Below are 19,630 nucleotides of genomic sequence, written 5' to 3' on the forward strand. Positions count from 1 at the left end.
ACTGAAGAGCAGAGACAGCGGAGCTGCACTGGCGATCGGAACAATGCCAAACCGGTCTCTTGCCGCCACCCGATGAACATATTCATACGCCGATAGCCCGCGGCTATCCGGCAGTACGGGTGAAACTGGATTGAGACCGGTGATTACTTAGGCAAAGTCTACCTCGATGCGCCCATGCTCTTCGACAGCAGGGATAGCAAATGATCTGGCCGAACGGGAGTGGCATACCGCAGTCCCCGCGAGGGAACTGCGGTATGCGGCATTTATGCAACTTTGTGCTGAGGGCCTGATGATGCGAGCAGACTGAGATATGTAGGTGGTAATTGCAAACCACGCGGGAACGGACCGGGTAAGGGGCCAGCGGCGCAGTGCCGATCAGCTATCCTGATCGAATCGTCGTTTCGCGCGACCTTCACCGCCGCGACTGCGCAATCTGCCACCCGCAGAAGGCGATGCCAGTAAGGCCCAAAACCGTCGCTTCTCTCAGGTAGCTGCTCGCGGAGCAGTCCAAAAAGAAATCATCTTATGCGAGAGTAATTGTATTGAAACCAATTTGTGGATTGGCGGGTGCGACGGTCAGGCATGGCTCTTAAGGCAGTTTTAAATACCTGCAAACACAGCGCTATTTTATGTTGCTCCTCCATCACACCTGAAATCATTCGTGCTCATTGATAAATCGAGAATTGCATAAATTGACGAATACTAAGAATTTGGCGCCGACAGGCGTAAACGTTTCCAGGAGATGAAGGTGGTGCGAGCAATACCGGCTGCGGCGGGCAAGCGATTCATGACGAAGCGAATGTCAGTCCAGAGTTCGTCGGTCTCCATGATCGCCCTGGCTTTCGCGCTGCTGACAGGGGTGCAGGATGCCGCTGACGCGGCCAACGAGTGTGGCGGACCGGTCGGTGGCGTGGTCATTTGCTCTGGCGCGAGCTATCCTTCACCCGGCATCGTCTATCAGAGCGCACCCGGCCTGACGCTAACACTCAACAATCCCAATCTGGTTGCCCAAAGGACCGCCGTCAGCGTGGGCGCTGTCACCGTCACCAGTTCGGCGGCCAATGTCAACGACATCGTCATCAATGCGCTCCTGTTCCAATCGGTTCAGTCGACCGCGCTTTTGTCGAACGGCCTTCACGCCTCCAATCTCGGGACCGCCGGCAATGCCATTATCCGCATGGACACCGGCACCGTGACGACGCGCTCCAACGCGGGCTCGCTCCTGGCGGGAATCAACAACACCTCCGGCAATATCGGCTCGGGCAATGCCCTGATCACACTCAACGGCGGGCAGGTCATCAATACGGGGGCGGGCAATGGCGTCTATGCCCTGAACCAGGGCACAGGCAATGCCACCATCACCATGGCCGGCGGATCGGTCAGCACCGTCGGCGCCGCCGGCGCCAGCTTGCGCGCCATCATCACGAATACTGCCTCTTCCGGCGCGGCCAGCGTCAGCATCAGCGGCGGGACGGTCACAGCAAATCCGGGCACGGGTGTCCTGAGCCAGTCGGAGCTCGGCAGCGCCGGCATCACCATGACCGGCGGCGCGGTCACAGTTCAAAGCGGCACTAACCCCGCTCTCAACGCGGTGGTCAACAACGCCGCCGGCACTGGCACGGCCAGCATCGCCATGAGCGGCGGCACCGTCACGAACAGCGGCAGCGGCGACAGCCTCTTTGCCGACAACAGGGGTACGGGGACTTATGATATCAACCTGACCGGCGGCACGGTGACCGGCGGTTCGGGCACGGGCGCCGCCATCCATGCCGCCGCTGCCTCGGGAGGCACGATTACCATCGGCTCCGGTGCCGTCGTCAACGCCGGAGCTTCGGGCATCGCCCTCAGCCAGACGGGCGGTGCGGCCACTATCGCCACCGCCGGCACAGTGAACGGAAACGTCAACCTCAGCGCCGCCGGCAATACCCTTTCCATCACGGGCGGCACCATCGCCGGCAACATCAGCGGCGGGGGCAATACGGCGCTGAGCTTTGATCTGGGCACCGGCAGCTTCACCTACGACTCCGCCTACGTGATTAGCGGTATGGGCAGCATCGGCATGAATTCGGGCTCGGCCGAGATCGATGGCAGCCTCACCACCAACACGCTTGCCGTCAACGGCGGCAGACTGACCCTCAATGGCGCCGCGTCGGTGTCGAGCGGCACGACAATTTCGGCCGGCACTCTGCAGCTTGGCAATGGCGGCAGCTCCGGCTCGATCACCGGCAACGTGACCAACAACGGCACGCTCGCCTTCAACCGGTCGGACTCCTATATCTTTGATGGCATCGTTTCCGGCTCGGGTACTATCCGACAAATCGGCTCCGGTCTGACAAGGCTCACCGGCGACAGCTCAGGGTTCACCGGAACGACCTCGGTCGAAGCCGGCACACTTTCGGTCAATGGCAACCTGTGCGGCGACATGAACGTGCTTTCTGGCGGTCGTTTGCAGGGCGTCGGCACGGTGTGCGACACCGGCAACGCCGGCATCATCGCCCCCGGCAACTCGATCGGCACGCTGACTGTGAGCGGCAACTATACCGGCAATGGCGGCACGCTGGAGATCGAAACGGTGCTGGGCAACGATGCCTCGGCCACCGACCGGCTGGTCGTTACCGGCAATACTTCGGGCAGCACCAACCTCAAGGTCATCAATGTCGGCGGCGGCGGCGCGCAGACGGTCGAAGGCATCAAGATCGTCGACATCGGCGGAGCCTCCAACGGGAGTTTTTCGCTTTTGGGCGACTATGTCTTCCAGGGCGACCAGGCGGTAGTGGGCGGCGCCTATGCCTATCGGCTCTACAAGAACGGCGTCAGCACGCCCGGCGATGGCGACTGGTATCTTCGGTCAAATCTGATCAACGACTCGGGTACCGGCTCATCACCGCTTTATGCGCCGGGCGTGCCACTCTACGAGGCTTATACGGGGGTTCTGCAAAGCTTCAACCAGCTCGGCACTCTCCAGCAGCGCACCGGCGGCCGCTCCTGGGTTGGCGGCGTTTCGGCCGATACCAACGACGAGGGTGCGAGGGCGCGCGGCATCTGGGGACGGATCGAGGCTGCGCACAACCATCTGGAGCCGGTGACATCGACGACCGGCACCGACTACGAGGCGAACGTCTGGAAGCTGCAGACGGGCGTGGACGGGGCGTTGACTGAAAGCGCGGCCGGTACGCTGATCGGTGGTGTCAGCCTGCAATATGGTACGGTTTCCGCAGATATATCCTCGCTGTTCGGCAGAGGGGACATCGACACGACAGGCTATGGTCTCGGCGGCACGCTGACCTGGTACGGCAATAGCGGCCTCTACATCGATGCCCAGGGGCAGCTGATCTGGTATGACAGCGATCTTCGTTCCGACACCCTGAACAGGACGCTGGCAAATGGCAACGGCGGCTTCGGTTACGCATTCAGCATTGAGGCAGGACAGAAGATCGGCCTCGGTCCGCGATGGTCGCTGACGCCGCAGGCCCAGCTCTCCTACTCCTCCGTGCGTTTCGACGACTTTACAGATCCCTACAGCGCCGCGGTGTCGCCGAGCGACGGCGATGCTCTGGTCGGCCGCCTCGGACTCTCAGCCGATTACGACGATGAATGGAAGGATGCCGCAGGCCGGACAAGCCGCTCAGGCGTTTATGGCATGGCCAATCTCTACTACGACTTCCTCGACGGATCGGATGTCGACGTCTCGGGAACGAGGCTCGTCAGCGAGAACCGGCCGCTATGGGGCGGATTGGGCCTGGGCGGCTCCTACAGCTGGTCGGACGAGCGCTATTCCATCAACGGCGAAGCATTCGCCCGCACCAGCCTTCAGAACTTTGGCGACAGCTACTCGATCGGCGGCAAGCTCAGCTTCAATATGAAGTGGTGATCGCGCAACGTCTCGTCGGATCGTACCGCAAAGTCGACGACCGAAGGCCATTCAACGCAGGCGGCTGGTCGCTCGTTTTATCGTGCATTCATTGTATTGTGGATGGCCGGCGCCCGACCGGCGCCGACCCCCGCCTTACGATTTAGGCGACGTGCTGAAGCTGGACTTCGCGATCGTGCAGGAAGCAGGCCTTGGTGAAGAGCCTGAGATCGAGCTGGTTGGGCAGGCGGATATTGGTCAGATCCGGCAGGCCCTTGCTGTCGGCCTCGAAGGATCGGTCGATCTGCGAGATGAAGGCCATGATGATGCCGGTTTCGCGGGCAAAGCTGCTGATGGCGGTCACCTGTTCCGAAAGGCTCGGCTTGATGCGCTGCTGGTCGAGGATCTGCAGATAGTCGACGACGGCGACCGTTCCCCGCGGGGCACCGGCGAGATGGCGCATGATGTAATCGGCGCTGATCTCGTCCGAGGTGACGATCTCCACCTTATCGCCAAGCGCTTCCCCTTCGGGCAGGGCATGGATGCGCTGCAGGGTCTGCTTTTCGGTATATTCGAGCGTGAAGAAGGTCGCCCTTCGCTCCTTTGCGACGGCATCGAGGAGAAGCTGCAGGCCAAGCAGGGTTTTGCCGTGGCCCGGACGGGCGGCGATCAGCAACAGGTCGCCATCCGCAAGCTGTGACAGCATGGATGTTGTCGATCCCTCGGTTTCATGGCGCGAGGCAAGCAGGCTCCAGGCCGGAAAACCTTCTTCCTCGGCGATACGGTCCAGCGCCTGATGGAGCGGAATCGTATCGGTCCGCGCCAGCACTTTCGCCCGACGCTTCAATTGATAGATGGGTGCAGACAATTTCATTCAAACCTCCATTGCGAGCCGGAAACGCAACCCCTCCTTATGCGGTGCTCGAACAGATGGTTCTGTTGTGGATTACCCCGCATGGACGATGCTTCCCGGATGGAGGGAGGAGGCTTGGGTAGAGCCTTGCCGCAAGAGGTAACGGGATCAGCGATTCGCGACAAGCGGGAAACGATGGGCCAGTTGGGCTCAGAACCGGCATCAATCCGTTACACCTGCAATATCCTCCTGAATGAACTTGATCAGCATCAGGCTTGCGCATTGGCTGAGCAGGCGGTCCCGCTCATCGGCAAGATCGTCATCGAAGCGCCGGCAGAGCCGCTCATAGCTCTGCCGGAACGGCGAGCCGGGGAGATATTTCGCCTCCATGCGCAGCCGCGTTTCGTGCAATTCCCTCAGATCCGGCAATGTGTGCATGGTTTGCGCCTCCTGATAGGCTATATGCAGACATGGGAGGAATTTCCTTGAAGTCGACCATGCCCGTCACCTGCGAGGTGCGCTACCGCCTCGATCCCAGAAAACGCACGGAATTCGAAGCCTATGCCGAGGTCTGGGTCCGGCTGATCGAGCGCTATGGCGGAACCCATCATGGCTATTTTATGCCGCGCGAAAAGCCTGAGGGTGCCGGTTTGAGCTTTCCCGGTGCCGGGGCGGATGGGGAGGGCGATATTGCCGTCGCTCTCTTCACCTTCCCGGATGAGGAGACCTATCGCGGCTACCGCGCCAGCGTCTCCGCCGATCCGGACAGTATTGCGGCCAATGCGCGCTTCGGGGCCGATCCGCCGTTCAAGAGTTACGAGCGCCTGTTTCTGCGACCGCTGCCGCGCGGCGATTAGCATGTATGTCCGCCGACTACCGCTCATTCTAGGGGGCAAAACAAGAACTGTGCGTAATCGTAGGCTAAGGCCGAACGGATAGTGAACCTTCATCGCCGACGCGCATAATGGTCTGCCGACTGGTCACAAACTTATAAAAAGGGGGCGCTTATGTCAGCGCCCCCGAAGCCGTGTCGAGAGACGACCGCTTAGCCGATCATGGCATTGTCGTTGCGCTTGATCGCAATGATCGTCGAGCGCGGCAGTTTGCCTTCGCCGTCCGGGAAGGGCGCGTCAGGATGCTGGATGCCGACGAAGTGGGTTCGCTTGTCGGCGGACCAGGTCTGACCGGTGACTTCAGCGCCCTTCGGGCTGGTCAGGAAACGCTCGATGCGGCCGGTCGCCGGGTCGCCGGCGAGCATCTGGTTGTTGCCCTGGCCGAGAAAGTCGCCTTCGTTGGTGTCTTCGCCATCCGTCTGGATCCACAAGAGACCCGTCGAGTCGAACATCATACCGTCCGGCGAGTTGAACATATTGCCGGAGTTGATGTTGGACGAGCCGGCATAGGCGTCCTTGTGAACGTCCGGATTACCGGCCATGACAAACAGGTCCCATCTGAACTTGCCGTCGGCGTGGTCGTCGTTTTCCGGATACCAGCGGACGATCTGGCCATAAGCGTTCTTCTCGCGTGGGTTCGCGCCGCCGACCGGCATGTCGTCGCCGCCGGCATTCTTCTTCACGCCACGATTGGTGTTGTTGGTGAGGGCACAATAGGCTTCGATCGCGACCGGGTTGATGGCAACCCACTCCGGACGGTCCATTGTCGTGGCGCCGACCTTGGAGGCGGCCTGGCGGGTGAAGACGCAAACCTCGTCCATCTTCATGCCGGTCGATTCCGGTGTCAGGGCCAGCCACTCGCCATTGCCGTCATCGACGAACTTGGCGACGTAGAGCGTGCCTTCATCCAGCAGTTTGGAGGTGTCGCCGCCCGGCACGTAGATGTCGTTCGAAACGTACTTGTAGAGGAACTCGCCGCGTTCGTCGTCACCCATGTAGACGACGACACGGCCATCGCGGGCAATCACGACGGCGGCGTTCTCGTGCTTGATGCGGCCAAGCGCGGTACGCTTGATCGGCGTCGAGGAGGCGTCCGAGGGGTCGATTTCCACAACATAGCCGGCGCGGCGCGGCTCGTTCGGGTTCTTCGACACGTCGAAACGGGGATCGAAGGCTTCGTAGCCGTATCGGGTTTCGGCCGCGATGCCGTAGCGCTTGAAGTCGTTGGGCATGGCAAAGTTCGGATCGGTCGAGCCGAAGTAGCCGTTGAAGTTCTCCTCGCAGGTGAGATAGGTGCCCCACGGCGTCTTGCCGGCGCCGCAGTTGTTGAAGGTCCCGAGACAGTCGGTGCCGTTCGGATCGGCCTCGGTCTTGACGAGGTCGGAGCCCGCAGCCGGGCCGGAGATCTTCATGGGCGTCAGATGGGTAATGCGGCGGTTGAACGGGCTGTCGAGCACGATTTCCCAGCCGTTTTCGCCTTCGGCGACTTCCATGACAGTAACACCCTGAAGGTTTTGCAGGATCTTCACGTCGTCGGCGGTCTTCGGCATGCCTTTTTCGTTGTGCGGAAGATTGGTTTCGTTGTTCACGTATTCATGGTTGACGGCGATGACCTGACGGCCGCCGATCACGAACAACTCCATGCCGTCGGTGTTTTCGCCGAAGACCTTGTCGGAATGTTCGACGCTGACGCCGTTGACGGGATCGATATCCGGGACGTCGGAGAACAGCGGCTGCCCCCATTTGGCGAGCGGCTTCCATGCATAGCCGTCAGGAACGTGCACGGTGTTGTCGGTGAAGACCGGGATCGGCTTGAAGGAGAAGCGCGACGACGCTTCCTGCGCCTGGGCCGAGGTGGAGTTCATCAGGTTGCCAAGCGTCCCCATGGCGGCTGCGGCTGAGCCGAAGGCCAGGATACCGCCAAGGAAGCTGCGGCGTGAGACGGCCGATTCGACGACGCGGTCGAAATCGGTTTCTGCCGGCGGCGGATTTTGCAGTTCGTCCCATTCGTCCCAGGACAATTTGTTGGTGTCGATATGAGCCATGCTGGTTCTCCGTTGTTGCTTCGTGGAACAGTTCCAACAAGGGCTTTAGCTCTGCAGGATCACATCCAGATGACGAACAAGCACTGTTGGCATGAGAGAGAGGGCGCTCGGACTGTTTAGATCCACGCATCGGGCTTTCCAAAAATCAGAATCGCTCCTCGTGCCGATGCTGTGGGCGGAAGCCTGTCTGCGATCCCCGACAGCAAACGGACAGCTTCGCCGCGCTACCCCTCTGCCCGTCGCCCGCAAGGGGCAGCAGCAAAAGGGTCAAATCATGAAGCTGAAACTGATCGCCGCTCTTACCATCCTGTCGCTCTCGCCAGCCCTGGCGCTTGCAAGTCCAAGCTGCACGAAGGAGCCGAAATCGAAGTGGATGCCGGAGGCCGCCATGAAGGCGAAGATCGATGCGATGGGCTACAAGGTCAAGACTTTCGAAATCACCGGCAACTGCTACGAGATCTACGGCAAGGACAAGGACGGCGAACGCGCCGAGGTCTATTTCAATCCCGTCTCCGGCGACATCGTTCAGAAGGGCGATTGAGCGATGACGGGTATCTCGTTGAAGAAGAAGGAGGAGGAGGGCCAGGAGCCCTCCGACACCGCCACGGAGACGATCAGGGTCTGGGACCCGGTCGTCAGGCTGTTTCACTGGACGATCGTAGCGGCCTGCACGCTCAACCTCTTCATTCTCGAGGAGGGCAAATACTGGCACCGCATCACGGGTTATGTCGTGGCTGCGGCAATCGTCATTCGCATCCTCTGGGGTTTCGTCGGTACAAAACACGCTCGCTTTTCCGATTTCCTGCCGACGCCAAGCAGGGTGATGGAGCAGATACTCGATATGATCGACGGCAGCGAGAAACGTTACCTGGGGCATAATCCGCTGGCATCGGTTATGATGCTCATCCTGATGGCATTGCTGGCGGCAACGGCGCTGACCGGCTGGATGACGACGCTCGACGCCTTCTGGGGCGAGAAGTGGCTGGAGAAGCTGCATGGCACCATCGCAAACGGCATCATGGTGCTTGCCTTCGCCCATGCGGGTGCGGCCATCGTTGAGAGCTGGAGGCACAGGGAAAATCTCGTCTGGTCGATGGTCACAGGTCGAAAGAAGGCATGAGGATACTGCTGATCGAGGATAGTTCCCGGCTTCGCGAGCTGCTTTGCGAGGCCATCCGCGATGCCGGCTGGAAGATCGATGCCTTCGCGCTGGCGCAAGAGGGGCGGCTTGCCCTTGAGGGAACGGACTACGATCTCATGCTTCTCGACCTCGGCCTGCCCGATGAGGACGGGATCGCGTTTCTGCGCTCGCTCAGGGCCTCCAAGGTGCAGATGCCGGTTCTGGTGCTGACGGCGCGCGGCGCGGTCGACGAACGCATTGCCGGGCTCGATGCCGGCGCCGACGACTATCTCGTCAAACCCTTTCACAATGGCGAGCTGATCGCCCGCATCCGCGCGCTGACGCGGCGTGCGCCGGTCACTGCCATGCCGGTTCTGGAATTTGCAGCCCTGCAATATGATGTCGCTTCGCGGCGGGTCACCTGCGGCGACGACGAGATCGCGCTCGCCCCCTCGGAGAAGGGCCTGCTCGAATTGCTGATGCGCAATGGCGGCCAGGTGGTGCCTAAGCCGAAGATCGAGCATGCCTTCTCGGAATTCGGCGACGAGCGCAGCAGCAATGCCGTGGAGCTCGCCGTTTCGAGACTGCGCAAGAAGCTCGACGGACATCCGACCAAGGCGCTGATCGAGACCGTGCGGGGCGTCGGCTACATGATGCGGGAGGCGCGCGGGTGAGCCTGAAATCGCCGACACTAGGCACCATCCTGGCGCGGCGCATCGCCTTCTTTGCGGTGCTGGCCATGGTGGTGCAGCTCGCGGTGATCTTTTCGGACTATTACTGGAATGTCGGCGAGCTTTCGCGCCTCTTCGTGGAGCAGGAGACCGAGCGGCTCGCCTCCGGCATCACAGCGGAGGAGAATGACACCGTCCGCTACCGGCTTCCTGAAAGCGTCGAGGGGCGGTACGGGCAGGCGCAGACCGGCTATGTGGCGCGTATCCGCGGGGCCGATGGCGAGCTGGTCTTCCAGTCATGCGATTCTGCCTGCGAAAGCCGCTTCCTGCCGCCCGATGTGAACCCGCCGGATTTCTGGCTGCGGTCGCTTTCACCGGGCAAGCCGCTGACGCTGGTTGGAGGGCGGGCCTTCACCGTCGGCGGGCAGCGTTTCGTCATCGATGTCGCGACAATGGGCGATCCCCAGGATGTCATATCGGATGTCCTCTGGAATGAGGTGATCGCCCATATGATCGTGCCGATGAGCATTCTCCTGGTGCTGGTGCTCGGCGCCACCTTGCTTTCCGTGCGCCAGGCGCTGAAGCCAGTGCGGATTGCGGCCGAGGCGGCTGAGCGGATCGACCCGATGGACTCGCGCTCGCATCTGCAATTCCAGGACATGCCGCGGGAAGTCGCCCATCTCGCCGAGGCCGTCAACCGGGCCTTCGAGCGTGTCGGCGAGCTGATGAAATCCCAGAAGATCCTGACATCGGGCATCGCGCATGAGGTGCGCACGCCGCTTGCGGCGATCAAGCTGGAGCTTGGCCATATCGACCATCCACGGGCGCGCAAGGCGGAGGCGGATCTCGACGACCTCGTGCGCTTCGTCAGCCAGATCACCGCGCTTGCCAGGCTGGATACGTTCGATCACGGCATGTTCGAGGAGGTCGACCTCGTCGAGCTTTCATCCAGCGTCGTGGAACAGCTTGCCCCCTGGGTCTACGAGAACGATCACTCGCTGGAACTTTCCGCGCAGGTCGATGCCGCCATCGTGCAGGGCGTGCCGGCCCTGCTGAGAGATGCCGTGCGCAACCTGATCGAAAATGCCGTTCGCCATACGCCTATCCGTACCGCCATTATCGTGCGTGTTGCCAATGGCCGTATTCGAGTCGAGGATCAGCATCCCGCCGCCGTCAACACCTTTGCCACGCAAAGCGACGGCCTCGGAATCGGCCTCAAGATCGTCGAGCGCATCGCCGCGATCCATCGGGGTTCACTGCGCTGCTCCAGCTCCCAGCGCGGCCACGCCTTCGATCTGGAAATCGGTTCCTGATTTTCGAAACGGGTGGCGTGTCCTCATCTTGTGGCCGGTCATCGCGCTTGCTATCTTCCGGTTCGGAGAGCCTGTCCGAACCTGCTGCCGGGTTGAAGGGCTATAGCGCCACGGAAGACGACCATGTTCAACGGTCGATGCGTAATCGGCAGCCATCGACCTGAACAGTGGATCGTCCGATGCTCCAACCGACCGTCAAATTTTCGGCCGCCAATATTGCCGCCTTCAAGAAAGCGCTCAGAAAACAGCATGACATGCTGCGTTCCGGCCATGTCGATGAGGCGCTGGCCAGCGCCTTCGGCTTCAAATCACACGCGGCCATGCTGCATATCCTGAACCAGCTCGGGGGATCGACGCGGGTCGTTATCCAGATCGATCCCTGCCTTTTGATCGTGCGTCTCGAAGAATTCGGCTATCATGGCCTAAGCCTCGACGCTGTACGGCGGCTCGCTTGGGATTTGCCTTTTCCCGATGCCTGGCGCAGCGATGAGACCGAGGGGGCGATACGCGGGCGCTTCCTGCCCGTGGCGGCCAATTCCCGCTAGGCGGTTCGGCCCCGCAATCCCAATCCCCAGCCCTCAATACTCAAGCGCCGGTGGAGTGACGGCCTCGTGTCGCTCCAGGCCGGCATTTCATCCTTGTCACTGATTGGAGATATCCATGACCAAACTGGTCGTCATATCCGGCTGCTCCGGCGGCGGGAAATCCACTCTGCTCGAAGAGCTTTCCCGGCGCGGTTATGCAACCGTCGAAGAGCCCGGACGCCGGATCGTGAAAGAAGAGCTGGCCGGGCAGGGCGCAGCCTTGCCCTGGGTCGATCCGGCTGCCTTTGCCCGGCGGGCAATCGCGATGGCGCTCGAGGATCAGAAGCTGGCGGAGGCGCAGGCGGGCTGGACGTTTTTCGACCGCGGCCTGATCGATGCGGCCTCGGCGCTGCAGGCCACGACCGGAGAAGCGGTGCTGCAGACGCTGCGGGACCAGCATCGTTATCACCAGACGGTGTTCCTGACGCCGCCCTGGCCGGAGATCTATATCAACGACCCCGAGCGGCGGCATGGTTTCGAGGAAGCGATTTCCGAATATGAGCGGCTGACCTCAGCCTATCCTGAGATCGGCTATCAGATCGTCACGCTGCCGAAAGTCGATGTCGCAGCACGGGCGGATTTTCTGCTGAGCCGGCTGCCGGGCTGAAGTTTCAGCGCCCGTTGACTGTCAGCATAAAGACATGAACCTCCCGAAGCTTGACATAAAAAACGACGGCGCGCATAAAAACCATATGGGGTTGCGATCACCCCACGAGGCGACATGCCGAAGAATCGCGTCCATGAAACCGAACAACGGAGGGACGCGTCATGCCGTCATTTCTCGAAATATCTTCAGACAAACTCGCCCGCATCGTCGGCATACCGAGTGCGCCTGTCATCGTCGATGTACGCACCGACGAGGATTTTGCTCACGATCCGAGGCTCGTGCCGGGCTCGATCCGCAAATCTCACACCGATGTCACCGAATGGGCGGGCAGCTTCACCGGCCCGGCGGTCGTCGTCTGCCAGGCAGGCGGCAAGCTCAGCCATGGAGTGGCCGCCCATATCCGGCATGCCGGCGGCAACGCGGAAGTGCTGGAAGGCGGATTTGAAGCCTGGATCGGCGCGGGCGGCGTGGCTGTGCCCGTCAACCGGCTGCCGCCGCGCGACCGGCAGGGACGGACCGTCTGGGTCACGCGTGCGCGCCCGAAGATCGACCGTATCGCTTGCCCATGGCTTATCCGGCGCTTCGTCGATCCCTCGGCCGTCTTTCTCTTCGTGCCGACATCCGATGTCTTGATGGTTGCCGACCGCTTCGGCGCCGTACCCTTTGATATCGAGGAGGTCTTCTGGAGCCATCGCGGCGAGCTCTGCACCTTCGATGTGATGATCGAGGAATTCGGCCTTGTTTCGGGGCCGATGTCGAGGCTTGCAACGATCGTTCGCGGCGCCGATACCGCCCGGCCGGATCTTGCCCCCGAAGCGGCCGGGCTGTTGGCCGCTTCGCTCGGCCTGTCGCGCATGTTCGTTGACGACCTCAAGCAGCTGGATGCCGGCATGCTGCTCTACGATGCCTTCTATCGCTGGTGCCGCGACGCCACGGACGAAACGCACAACTGGCCTTCCGCGAAAAAGGGAGGCTGACGTGAACAGTGCCGTTACCCATGCGACGCCCGACACCGGCGCGTCGCCAAACCCTCATGGCGTCACCTTCGGTGAAGCCTTTCGCGTCTGGCTGCGCGTCGCGGCGCTCAGCTTCGGAGGGCCGGCCGGGCAGATCGCCGTCATGCACCGCATCGTCGTCGACGAGAAGAGGTGGATCGGCGAGCAGCGCTTCCTGCATGCGCTGAACTATTGCATGCTGCTACCGGGACCGGAGGCACAGCAGCTTGCCATCTATATCGGCTGGCTGATGCACCGAACCGCCGGCGGCCTGGTCGCAGGCATCCTGTTCGTTCTTCCCGGCTTCCTGTCCATCCTGGCGCTCAGCTATCTCTACGTGACCCTCGGCAGCGTCGATGTCGTCGAGGGCCTGTTCTTCGGCCTGAAGGCCGCCGTGCTTGCCGTCGTCATTCAGGCGGTCGTCAGGGTCGGTGGCCGCGCGTTGAAGAACAAGGCGATGATCGGGATCGCGGCAGCCGCCTTCCTGGCGATCTTTCTCTTCCACGTGCCTTTTCCCGTCATCATCCTGGCAGCCGCCATGACAGGCTTTCTGGGATCGAAGTCGGGCTCCCGCCTGTTTCAGGGCGGTGGCGGGCACAAGGCAGCCGTCGGCGCGGTGCTGTCCGATGCCGACGCGCTGCTCGGGGAAGATATACCTGATCATGCGCGACCGAATCTTCGCTGGTCGCTGAGGATCTCGTCGGTGCTGCTGGTGCTCTGGCTGCTGCCGCTGCTGCTGCTCCATCTCTTCCTCGGACCCGGCGATATCTTCACGCAGATCGGCGTGTTCTTCAGCAAGATGGCGCTGGTGACTTTCGGCGGCGCTTACGCCGTGCTCGCCTATGTCGCGCAGGAAGCTGTCCAGCATTTCGGATGGCTGAAACCCACCGAAATGCTCGATGGTCTCGGCATGGCGGAGACGACGCCCGGCCCGCTGATCATGGTTCTCCAGTTCGTCGGCTTCATGGGCGCCTATCGCGATCCCGGCAGCCTCTCTCCGATCACTGCAGCCACGCTCGCCGCCATCCTGACGACATGGGTGACCTTCGTTCCCTGCTTTCTCTGGATCTTCCTCGGCGCACCCTTCATCGAGAAGCTGCGCGGCAATGCCGCCTTGGCTGGCGCGATGTCGGCCATCACGGCGGCCGTGGTCGGCGTCATCCTCAATCTCGCGATCTGGTTCGGCCTGCACTTCCTGTTCCGGAGCGCCGAAGTGCACAGCCTTGGACCCTTCTCGATCGAGCTGCCTGTCTGGACGTCGCTGTCGCTGCCATCGCTGCTCTTGAGCCTTGCGGCAGCCATCGCGATCTTCCGGTTCAAGCTGGCGGTCATTCCGGTCCTGCTGGGCTGCGCAGCCGCCGGGATGGTCTGGCCGGTCTGAGGCATCGCCGGCAGCCGTATCATCGGAAAAACCGATGGCATCATCGGTTTCTTCCGTTTTTCTTCCGGCCCGGCGCAAGGCATCTGCTCTCCCAACCAAGAAGGAGACGGCAGATGACCGAAATCAGGATCGAAGGCGCCGATATCATCATTATCGGCGGCAGTTCCGGCATGGGGTTGGTGCTGGCGCGGCGACTGCTGGCCGAAGGGGCTGGCGTGACGATTGCAGGGCGCAGCGCGGAGAGGCTTGCGGCGGCACGGCGACAGCTCGGCGATCCCTCTGGTCTTAAGACCGCCGTCCTCGACCTTGCGCGGGAGGAGGAGATTGCTGCCTTCTTCCGCGATTGCGGGCCGGTCGATCATATCGTCAGCACGGCGGCGGACATTGAGGGAGCTTACCACCTTCTGCCGGATATCCAGCTTTCGGCGGCGCAGCGGGTGGTCGAGAGCAAGTTCTACGGGCCGCTGCTGCTTGCCAAATACGGCGCACCCCGCCTGCCGCCGTCGGGCTCGATCACCTATACGTCGGGCGTGGCAGCCTATCGGCCGGCGGCGCGGGGTTCGGTCGTTGCTGCCGTCAATGCAGCGCTGGAAGGGCTGGTGCGGGCGCTGGCGGTGGAGCTTGCGCCTCTTCGCATCAATGCGGTATCGCCGGGATGGGTGGACACGCCGATCTGGAGTTTCGTTGCCGGTGACGCCAAGCAGGCGACGCTGGAGGCGATGGCCAAACGCCTGCCGGTAGGCCGCGTCGGTAGGCCCGAGGATATTGCCGATGCAATCTGCTTCCTGATCGGTAACGGCTTTGCGACAGGCACTATCCTGCACGTCGAAGGCGGGCATCGGCTGGTCTGAATGGCCGGAAAGCCTCAGCGGCCGAGCCAAGCAGCAGCGAAAGCGCCGGCGGCTGTAGGCGCCGGCGGCGCCACAGCATGACCAGCGAAGCCGTTGGAGTATCGCCCGGCCAGGACAGCTCCACGACGTCGCCGCGCTCGGCAGCCGGGGCGGCGGCGAGACGCGGAACAAGACCGTAACCGGCGCCGGATGCAACGAGGCGGATGATCGTCTGGATGCTGTCGGCCTGGGTGACGATATCGGGTGCGGCAATGCCTACTTCGGTGAAGGCCGCATCGAAGAGCCGGCGGTAGACGCAGCCGGTTTCCGTGGCGATGAAGGGCAGATGGCTCAGGTCCGCGAGGCTTTCGGGCGATGTGGCTCCGTTATTGCGGCTGGCGATGAGTACCAGCGGCTCCCGCGAGACGAGGCGGGTCATGAAACGCTCGTCCCGTTCTCCGCGATCAAAGGTGAAGGCGATATCGATCGAACCATCTTCCAGCCGTCGCTGCAATTCACCGCTGCCGCCGATCTTCAGCGTCAGGCCGATATCGGCATGCGTCTCGCGAAGGCGTGACAGGAAGGGTGCGAGTTTCTCCGCCGCAATGGTTTCGAGCGTGCCGATCGTAAGCGATTGGCCGCCAAGGCCGGCGGCTGCACGGATCGCTGCCTTCGCCTCGTCGTTCAGCGCCAGGATCTCCTCGGCATAGGCTTTCAGCGTGTCACCGGCCGATGTCAGGGTCACACGCTGTCGGGAGCGCTCGAAAAGCTGCACGCCCAATTCCTCTTCGAGCACCTGTATCTGGTCGCTGAGGCTCGACTGGGCGAGGTTCGCCTCGCTTGCCGCGCGGGTGAAGTTGCAGTGCCTTGCGACCGCAAGAAAGGTTTTCAATTGTCGTGGGTTCATCCTGGGCTCCGTGCTCCATGGCAAGAATGGGCACTCCCTGCCTATATCAGGCGGCGGAGCGAAGAGGGAGTCTCTCCGCTTGGGCGTCACCGCCGCGCCGGGTCCAGTGATGTTGACGGCAGCCGTCGGTTTGGCCAAGCTGCGTTGGTATTTGCAAGCAAAAAGGAGCCTTGCCGATGCCGCCCTCAGAGACATCCGTGATCGATTGGCTGCTTGCCTCCGACCCGGCCATCCGCTGGCAGGTGCTGCGTGATCTCTTCGATGCGCCGGAGCCTGTCTGGTCCGCCGAGCGGCAGAAGGTAGAGCGGGAAGGGTGGGGTGCCGAGCTGCTGTCCTATCAGGATGCGGACGGGCAATGGGCGGGCGGCTCCTTCGTGCCCAGCGATTTCACGCGCGAGGAATGGCAGGCGACCGGCCAGCCATGGACGGCGACGAATTTCTCGCTGACGCAGCTTCGCGAGTTCGGGCTCGATCCGGGCTCCGAGAGCGCAAGGAGAACGGTCGCGCTCATCGGCGCCAATTGCCGCTGGGACGAGGGCGGGCAGCCCTTCTGGGAGGGCGAGGTGGAGGAATGCATCAATGGCCGTACGGTCGGCGACGGCGCCTATTTCGGCGTCGATGTCTCGCCCATCGTCGAGAGGCTGCTCGGCGAGCGACAGGCCGATGGCGGCTGGAACTGCGAGCGGGCGAATGGCTCGGCGCGCTCGTCCTTCCACACGACGATCAATGTGCTGGAGGGACTGCTGGAATATGAGCGGGCGACCGGCGGCACGGTGCAATCGCGCGAGGCAAGACGGTCGGGCGAGGATTATCTGCTGGCGCGGCATCTCATGCGCCGGCTCAGCAATGGCGAGCCCGTCGATGATAAATTCATGCAGTTCCTGCATCCGAACCGCTGGCGCTTCGATGTGCTGCGGGCGCTCGATTACTTTCGTGCGTCAAGCCTGCTGACAGGGGCTGCACCTGATATGCGGCTGAAGGAGGCAATTGAATACCTCCGCTCGCGGCGCCTCGAAGATGGGAGCTGGCCGCTCGACTGGCGCTTGTCCGGCAGGGCCTGGTTCGTGATGGATGACGGCGAGGGAGAGCCTTCCCGCTGGGTGACGCTCAGGGCGCTGCGCGTCTTGAAATGGTGGGATGGCTGGATGGCTTCCCTAACGTAATGCCACCAAGGAATTCCGCATTATCACATTAAAACCGTGGCTTAAGCCGGTGTGCTGAAAGCCTGGAGCCTGGTCTCCAACTCTTCCATCGTATCGAGAAACCAGCAATCCGTGCCGCGATTGGTCTCATGAACGAAGCTTCGCAGCGCCTGGCTGCCGGCAAGCTCGGCGTCGATATTGCCGATGACGGCGAGGCGCAGCCGGTAATTCACGAATTTCTGGATCGCGGCGCCGGCAATGCCTGAGCGGAGGTTCAGAAAACCTTCGGGCAGGCGTTCGACCGGCAGCACCACCCAATCGACGGCTTCGCCGAGGGCATGGCCGATCAGGTCGTCAAAGCCACTGTCGGCAGTCAGCCGCGCGCCATCCGGATTGCGGAGGAGCAGGCGAAAGCCGTGGAGAAGCCTGATGTCGGGGTGCACGGAATATCCCTCTCGTTTCGACGGACGGCCTGTCGATCAGCACGAACGTCTGTCCGGTTGGGACATGGGTCTTCCGTTGATATGCGTCAATGCCTGATGTGGGCCATGGAGACAGGCTTGCTTCGTCATCAACGGAATGGAGGCATCCATGGACGAGACGATCAGAAAGACGATTCAGGCGATATTGGACGGTCAGCGCATCATGAGCGTTGCGACGCTGCGGCCGGATGGCTGGCCGCAGGCGACGACGGTCGGTTACGTCAATGACGGGCTGACGCTCTATTTCCTCTGCGGCCCAGACAGCCAGAAGGCCGCCAACATCGCGCGCGACAACAGGGTGTCGCTGACAATCAATCCGGATGCCGGCCAGCTGATGGAAATCACCGGCCTGTCGATGGCGGCGCATGCGGAGAAGGTGAAAGACCCTGACGAGGCGGACAGGGTGGTGCGGCTCATGCCGGCGAAATATCCGGCTCAGGAAGGTCTGTCGATCTCAATGCCGACGCGGGATCAGATCTGCATCTTCCGTGTCGTGCCGAAGGTGATTTCCGTGCTCGATTATTCCAAAGGGTTCGGGCACGCCGATCTCGTCACGGTCTGATACGGCATGCCGCGCAAATGCCCGGCAGCCGCCGAGACGGTCGACCGTAGCGAGATGACCCGCCAGCCGCTCGAGACATTCAAGCAGGTGGTCTTTGACACATTGCTGCACGGCAGGGCACAGCGAAGCCTATTTACCTCGGTTAAGGAGAAATTTCCGTTCGGGATCGAGCATTTACCATCTTTGCCGGCACCACAGATCGGCAACAGTTTCAGCTTAATTCCGACATGTTCTGCCTGAAATTTCCGGCATCTACACCGGGCGGGGAATCAGATGCCGGGCATTCTCATTGCCACCTTGTTGGCGACTGTTGCGGCCAAGGCGCCGATGGAATTTGCAAGCGGTGATCTTCTCTTTTCGGATTGCGGCGGCTCACGCCAGTTCGTGACCGGTTATGTCTCCGGCTGGCTCGACAAATGGAACCGGGATGAGTTTCTTGCGCGGCGCGCGCTTGCCGATGCAGTTCCCAGTTCGAGGGCGATGGTCGACTACGCCTATTTCGGCAAGTCGGTCGGCGTGAATATCTGCCTGCCGGCTGGCACGACGGCGATCGCCATCGGCGACATGCTCTGCCGCTTCCTGCAGGACAATCCCGATATCCGCGGATCTCAAGGCAACGACCTGCTTATGACCGTCATCGCCAGCCGCTACACCTGCCCGGTGGAATAAGCGTCAGGCATTGCTGACCAGGATGGCGCCGCCGATGATGAGCAGGGTGCCGGGGACAAGTTTCCAGAGATCGACCTGCGATGCCTCGCCGAGGAAGATCGCGCCGACGGCAAGCGTCACCAGCACGTTGCAGCTCCAGATCGGTGCGAGTTTCGAGACCGGAACGCCATAGGTGAAGAGCGCGTAGCTGATGAGACCGGTGCCGAACGCAAAGCAGATGCCGGCAAGGAGGGCGAAGCCGATACCGGTCGGGGTCCAGGGCGCGGGGCGCCAAATGACGGCGGCAATTGCGCCCGTGATGGCCAGCGTCAGCCCGAACGTGATGAGATAGGCGGATGAGCCGGCGCCGGCTGTCGCACTCTGCTTCTGGAAGATGGCTGTGATGCCCCAGAAGACGGCGGGGGCCACGCCGCCGACGAACAAGGGCCAGAATGCACTCATCGCAAAACTCCTGTCGCACCTGATACGCTAGAGCGCCGTGCGTCCAATCGGACGCACAAAGGACGCTCTATCCCTTTGAATCTACGCATCAGGTTTTCCGAAAATCGATTCCGATTTTCGGGCCGATGCTGTAGGGCTTTCGGAAAAGCCGATCGGGATTGGGTGCCACCAGACTACAGCGCCGCGCGTCTTTTCAGACGCGCAAAGGACGCTGTAGCACTTTGAATTTCTGCATAATTTCATCCCTAAATCGATTCCGATTTCGGGAATTATGCAGTAGGAGTT

General features: G+C 61.9%; 20 protein-coding genes. 14 read left to right on the forward strand and 6 right to left on the reverse strand.

Annotation, left to right across the window (positions count from 1 at the left end):
* The first annotated feature begins 799 nt into the window (after window positions 1-799).
* Window positions 800-3,871: an autotransporter outer membrane beta-barrel domain-containing protein gene (locus FHT87_RS19605; protein WP_246699646.1), complete on the forward strand. Its 3,072-nt coding sequence runs from the start codon at window positions 800-802 to the stop codon at window positions 3,869-3,871.
* Between the two features lie 142 nt (window positions 3,872-4,013).
* On the opposite strand, the gene FHT87_RS19610 is transcribed toward FHT87_RS19605, so the two are convergent.
* Both FHT87_RS19610 and FHT87_RS19615 read right to left on the reverse strand, forming a co-directional pair.
* Complete coding sequence (locus FHT87_RS19610) at window positions 4,014-4,724, reverse strand: DNA helicase (RefSeq protein ID WP_183804401.1); 711 nt, start codon at window positions 4,722-4,724, stop codon at window positions 4,014-4,016.
* A 201-nt stretch (window positions 4,725-4,925) separates the two neighbouring features.
* Window positions 4,926-5,141, reverse strand: coding sequence for a hypothetical protein (locus FHT87_RS19615; RefSeq protein WP_183734760.1), 216 nt, complete (start codon window positions 5,139-5,141; stop codon window positions 4,926-4,928).
* Between the two features lie 47 nt (window positions 5,142-5,188).
* Between FHT87_RS19615 and FHT87_RS19620 the strand changes: the two genes are divergently transcribed.
* On the forward strand, window positions 5,189-5,560 hold the full coding sequence (locus FHT87_RS19620; RefSeq protein WP_183804403.1) for an NIPSNAP family protein: 372 nt from the start codon (window positions 5,189-5,191) through the stop codon (window positions 5,558-5,560).
* Window positions 5,561-5,748: 188 nt separating this feature from the next.
* On the opposite strand, the gene FHT87_RS19625 is transcribed toward FHT87_RS19620, so the two are convergent.
* Window positions 5,749-7,641 (reverse strand): PhoX family phosphatase, encoded by a 1,893-nt coding sequence (locus tag FHT87_RS19625; RefSeq protein WP_183804405.1) that lies wholly within the window; start codon window positions 7,639-7,641, stop codon window positions 5,749-5,751.
* Between the two features lie 274 nt (window positions 7,642-7,915).
* On the opposite strand from FHT87_RS19625, the gene FHT87_RS19630 reads away from it, so the two are divergent.
* The 9 genes from FHT87_RS19630 to FHT87_RS19670 all read left to right on the forward strand — a co-directional run bounded on the left by FHT87_RS19630 (window position 7,916) and on the right by FHT87_RS19670 (window position 15,163).
* A complete protein-coding gene (locus tag FHT87_RS19630; RefSeq protein WP_183804407.1) occupies window positions 7,916-8,182 on the forward strand; it encodes a PepSY domain-containing protein in 267 nt (88 codons plus the stop codon).
* A gap of 3 nt (window positions 8,183-8,185) precedes the next feature.
* Entirely contained in the window at window positions 8,186-8,761 is a 576-nt protein-coding gene (locus FHT87_RS19635) for a cytochrome b/b6 domain-containing protein (protein ID WP_183804409.1), read from the forward strand.
* Window positions 8,758-9,435 carry a response regulator transcription factor gene (locus FHT87_RS19640; RefSeq protein WP_183804412.1) on the forward strand — a complete coding sequence of 226 codons (678 nt, stop codon included), beginning with the start codon at window positions 8,758-8,760 and terminating at the stop codon, window positions 9,433-9,435. The genes FHT87_RS19635 and FHT87_RS19640 overlap by 4 nt, the downstream gene beginning before the upstream one ends.
* On the forward strand, window positions 9,432-10,745 hold the full coding sequence (locus FHT87_RS19645; RefSeq protein WP_183804415.1) for an ATP-binding protein: 1,314 nt from the start codon (window positions 9,432-9,434) through the stop codon (window positions 10,743-10,745). Before FHT87_RS19640 ends, FHT87_RS19645 begins: the two co-directional genes overlap by 4 nt.
* A gap of 179 nt (window positions 10,746-10,924) precedes the next feature.
* Window positions 10,925-11,290 carry a hypothetical protein gene (locus tag FHT87_RS19650; protein ID WP_183804418.1) on the forward strand — a complete coding sequence of 122 codons (366 nt, stop codon included), beginning with the start codon at window positions 10,925-10,927 and terminating at the stop codon, window positions 11,288-11,290.
* Window positions 11,291-11,405: 115 nt separating this feature from the next.
* Entirely contained in the window at window positions 11,406-11,936 is a 531-nt protein-coding gene (locus FHT87_RS19655) for an AAA family ATPase (protein WP_183804421.1), read from the forward strand.
* Between the two features lie 161 nt (window positions 11,937-12,097).
* Window positions 12,098-12,913, forward strand: coding sequence for a sulfurtransferase/chromate resistance protein (locus FHT87_RS19660; protein ID WP_183804424.1), 816 nt, complete (start codon window positions 12,098-12,100; stop codon window positions 12,911-12,913).
* 1 nt (window position 12,914) lies between these two features.
* Window positions 12,915-14,312, forward strand: a complete 1,398-nt coding sequence (gene chrA / locus FHT87_RS19665; protein ID WP_183804427.1) for a chromate efflux transporter — start codon at window positions 12,915-12,917, stop codon at window positions 14,310-14,312.
* Between the two features lie 113 nt (window positions 14,313-14,425).
* A complete protein-coding gene (locus FHT87_RS19670; RefSeq protein ID WP_183804430.1) occupies window positions 14,426-15,163 on the forward strand; it encodes an SDR family oxidoreductase in 738 nt (245 codons plus the stop codon).
* Here FHT87_RS19670 and FHT87_RS19675 read toward each other — a convergent pair.
* The gene (locus tag FHT87_RS19675; RefSeq protein WP_183804433.1) at window positions 15,126-16,049 is read right to left on the reverse strand and encodes a LysR family transcriptional regulator; all 924 of its coding nucleotides are present in this window, start codon (window positions 16,047-16,049) and stop codon (window positions 15,126-15,128) included. The two genes, FHT87_RS19670 and FHT87_RS19675, sit on opposite strands and share 38 nt — an antisense overlap.
* A 176-nt stretch (window positions 16,050-16,225) precedes the next feature.
* Between FHT87_RS19675 and FHT87_RS19680 the strand changes: the two genes are divergently transcribed.
* Complete coding sequence (locus FHT87_RS19680) at window positions 16,226-17,212, forward strand: squalene cyclase (protein WP_183804437.1); 987 nt, start codon at window positions 16,226-16,228, stop codon at window positions 17,210-17,212.
* Window positions 17,213-17,253: 41 nt separating this feature from the next.
* On the opposite strand, the gene FHT87_RS19685 is transcribed toward FHT87_RS19680, so the two are convergent.
* On the reverse strand, window positions 17,254-17,634 hold the full coding sequence (locus FHT87_RS19685) for a DUF4180 domain-containing protein (protein ID WP_183804440.1): 381 nt from the start codon (window positions 17,632-17,634) through the stop codon (window positions 17,254-17,256).
* A gap of 148 nt (window positions 17,635-17,782) precedes the next feature.
* On the opposite strand from FHT87_RS19685, the gene FHT87_RS19690 reads away from it, so the two are divergent.
* Both FHT87_RS19690 and FHT87_RS19695 read left to right on the forward strand, forming a co-directional pair.
* On the forward strand, window positions 17,783-18,235 hold the full coding sequence (locus FHT87_RS19690) for a pyridoxamine 5'-phosphate oxidase family protein (RefSeq protein ID WP_183804443.1): 453 nt from the start codon (window positions 17,783-17,785) through the stop codon (window positions 18,233-18,235).
* Between the two features lie 273 nt (window positions 18,236-18,508).
* Entirely contained in the window at window positions 18,509-18,904 is a 396-nt protein-coding gene (locus FHT87_RS19695) for a Rap1a/Tai family immunity protein (RefSeq protein WP_183734773.1), read from the forward strand.
* A 3-nt stretch (window positions 18,905-18,907) separates the two neighbouring features.
* Here the strand turns inward: FHT87_RS19695 and FHT87_RS19700 are convergent, their stop codons facing one another.
* Window positions 18,908-19,345 (reverse strand): EamA family transporter, encoded by a 438-nt coding sequence (locus tag FHT87_RS19700; RefSeq protein ID WP_183804445.1) that lies wholly within the window; start codon window positions 19,343-19,345, stop codon window positions 18,908-18,910.
* Window positions 19,346-19,630: the final 285 nt, after the last annotated feature.

The sequence above is a fragment of the Rhizobium sp. BK316 genome, assembly GCF_014193695.1.
Taxonomy (GTDB): domain Bacteria; phylum Pseudomonadota; class Alphaproteobacteria; order Rhizobiales; family Rhizobiaceae; genus Rhizobium.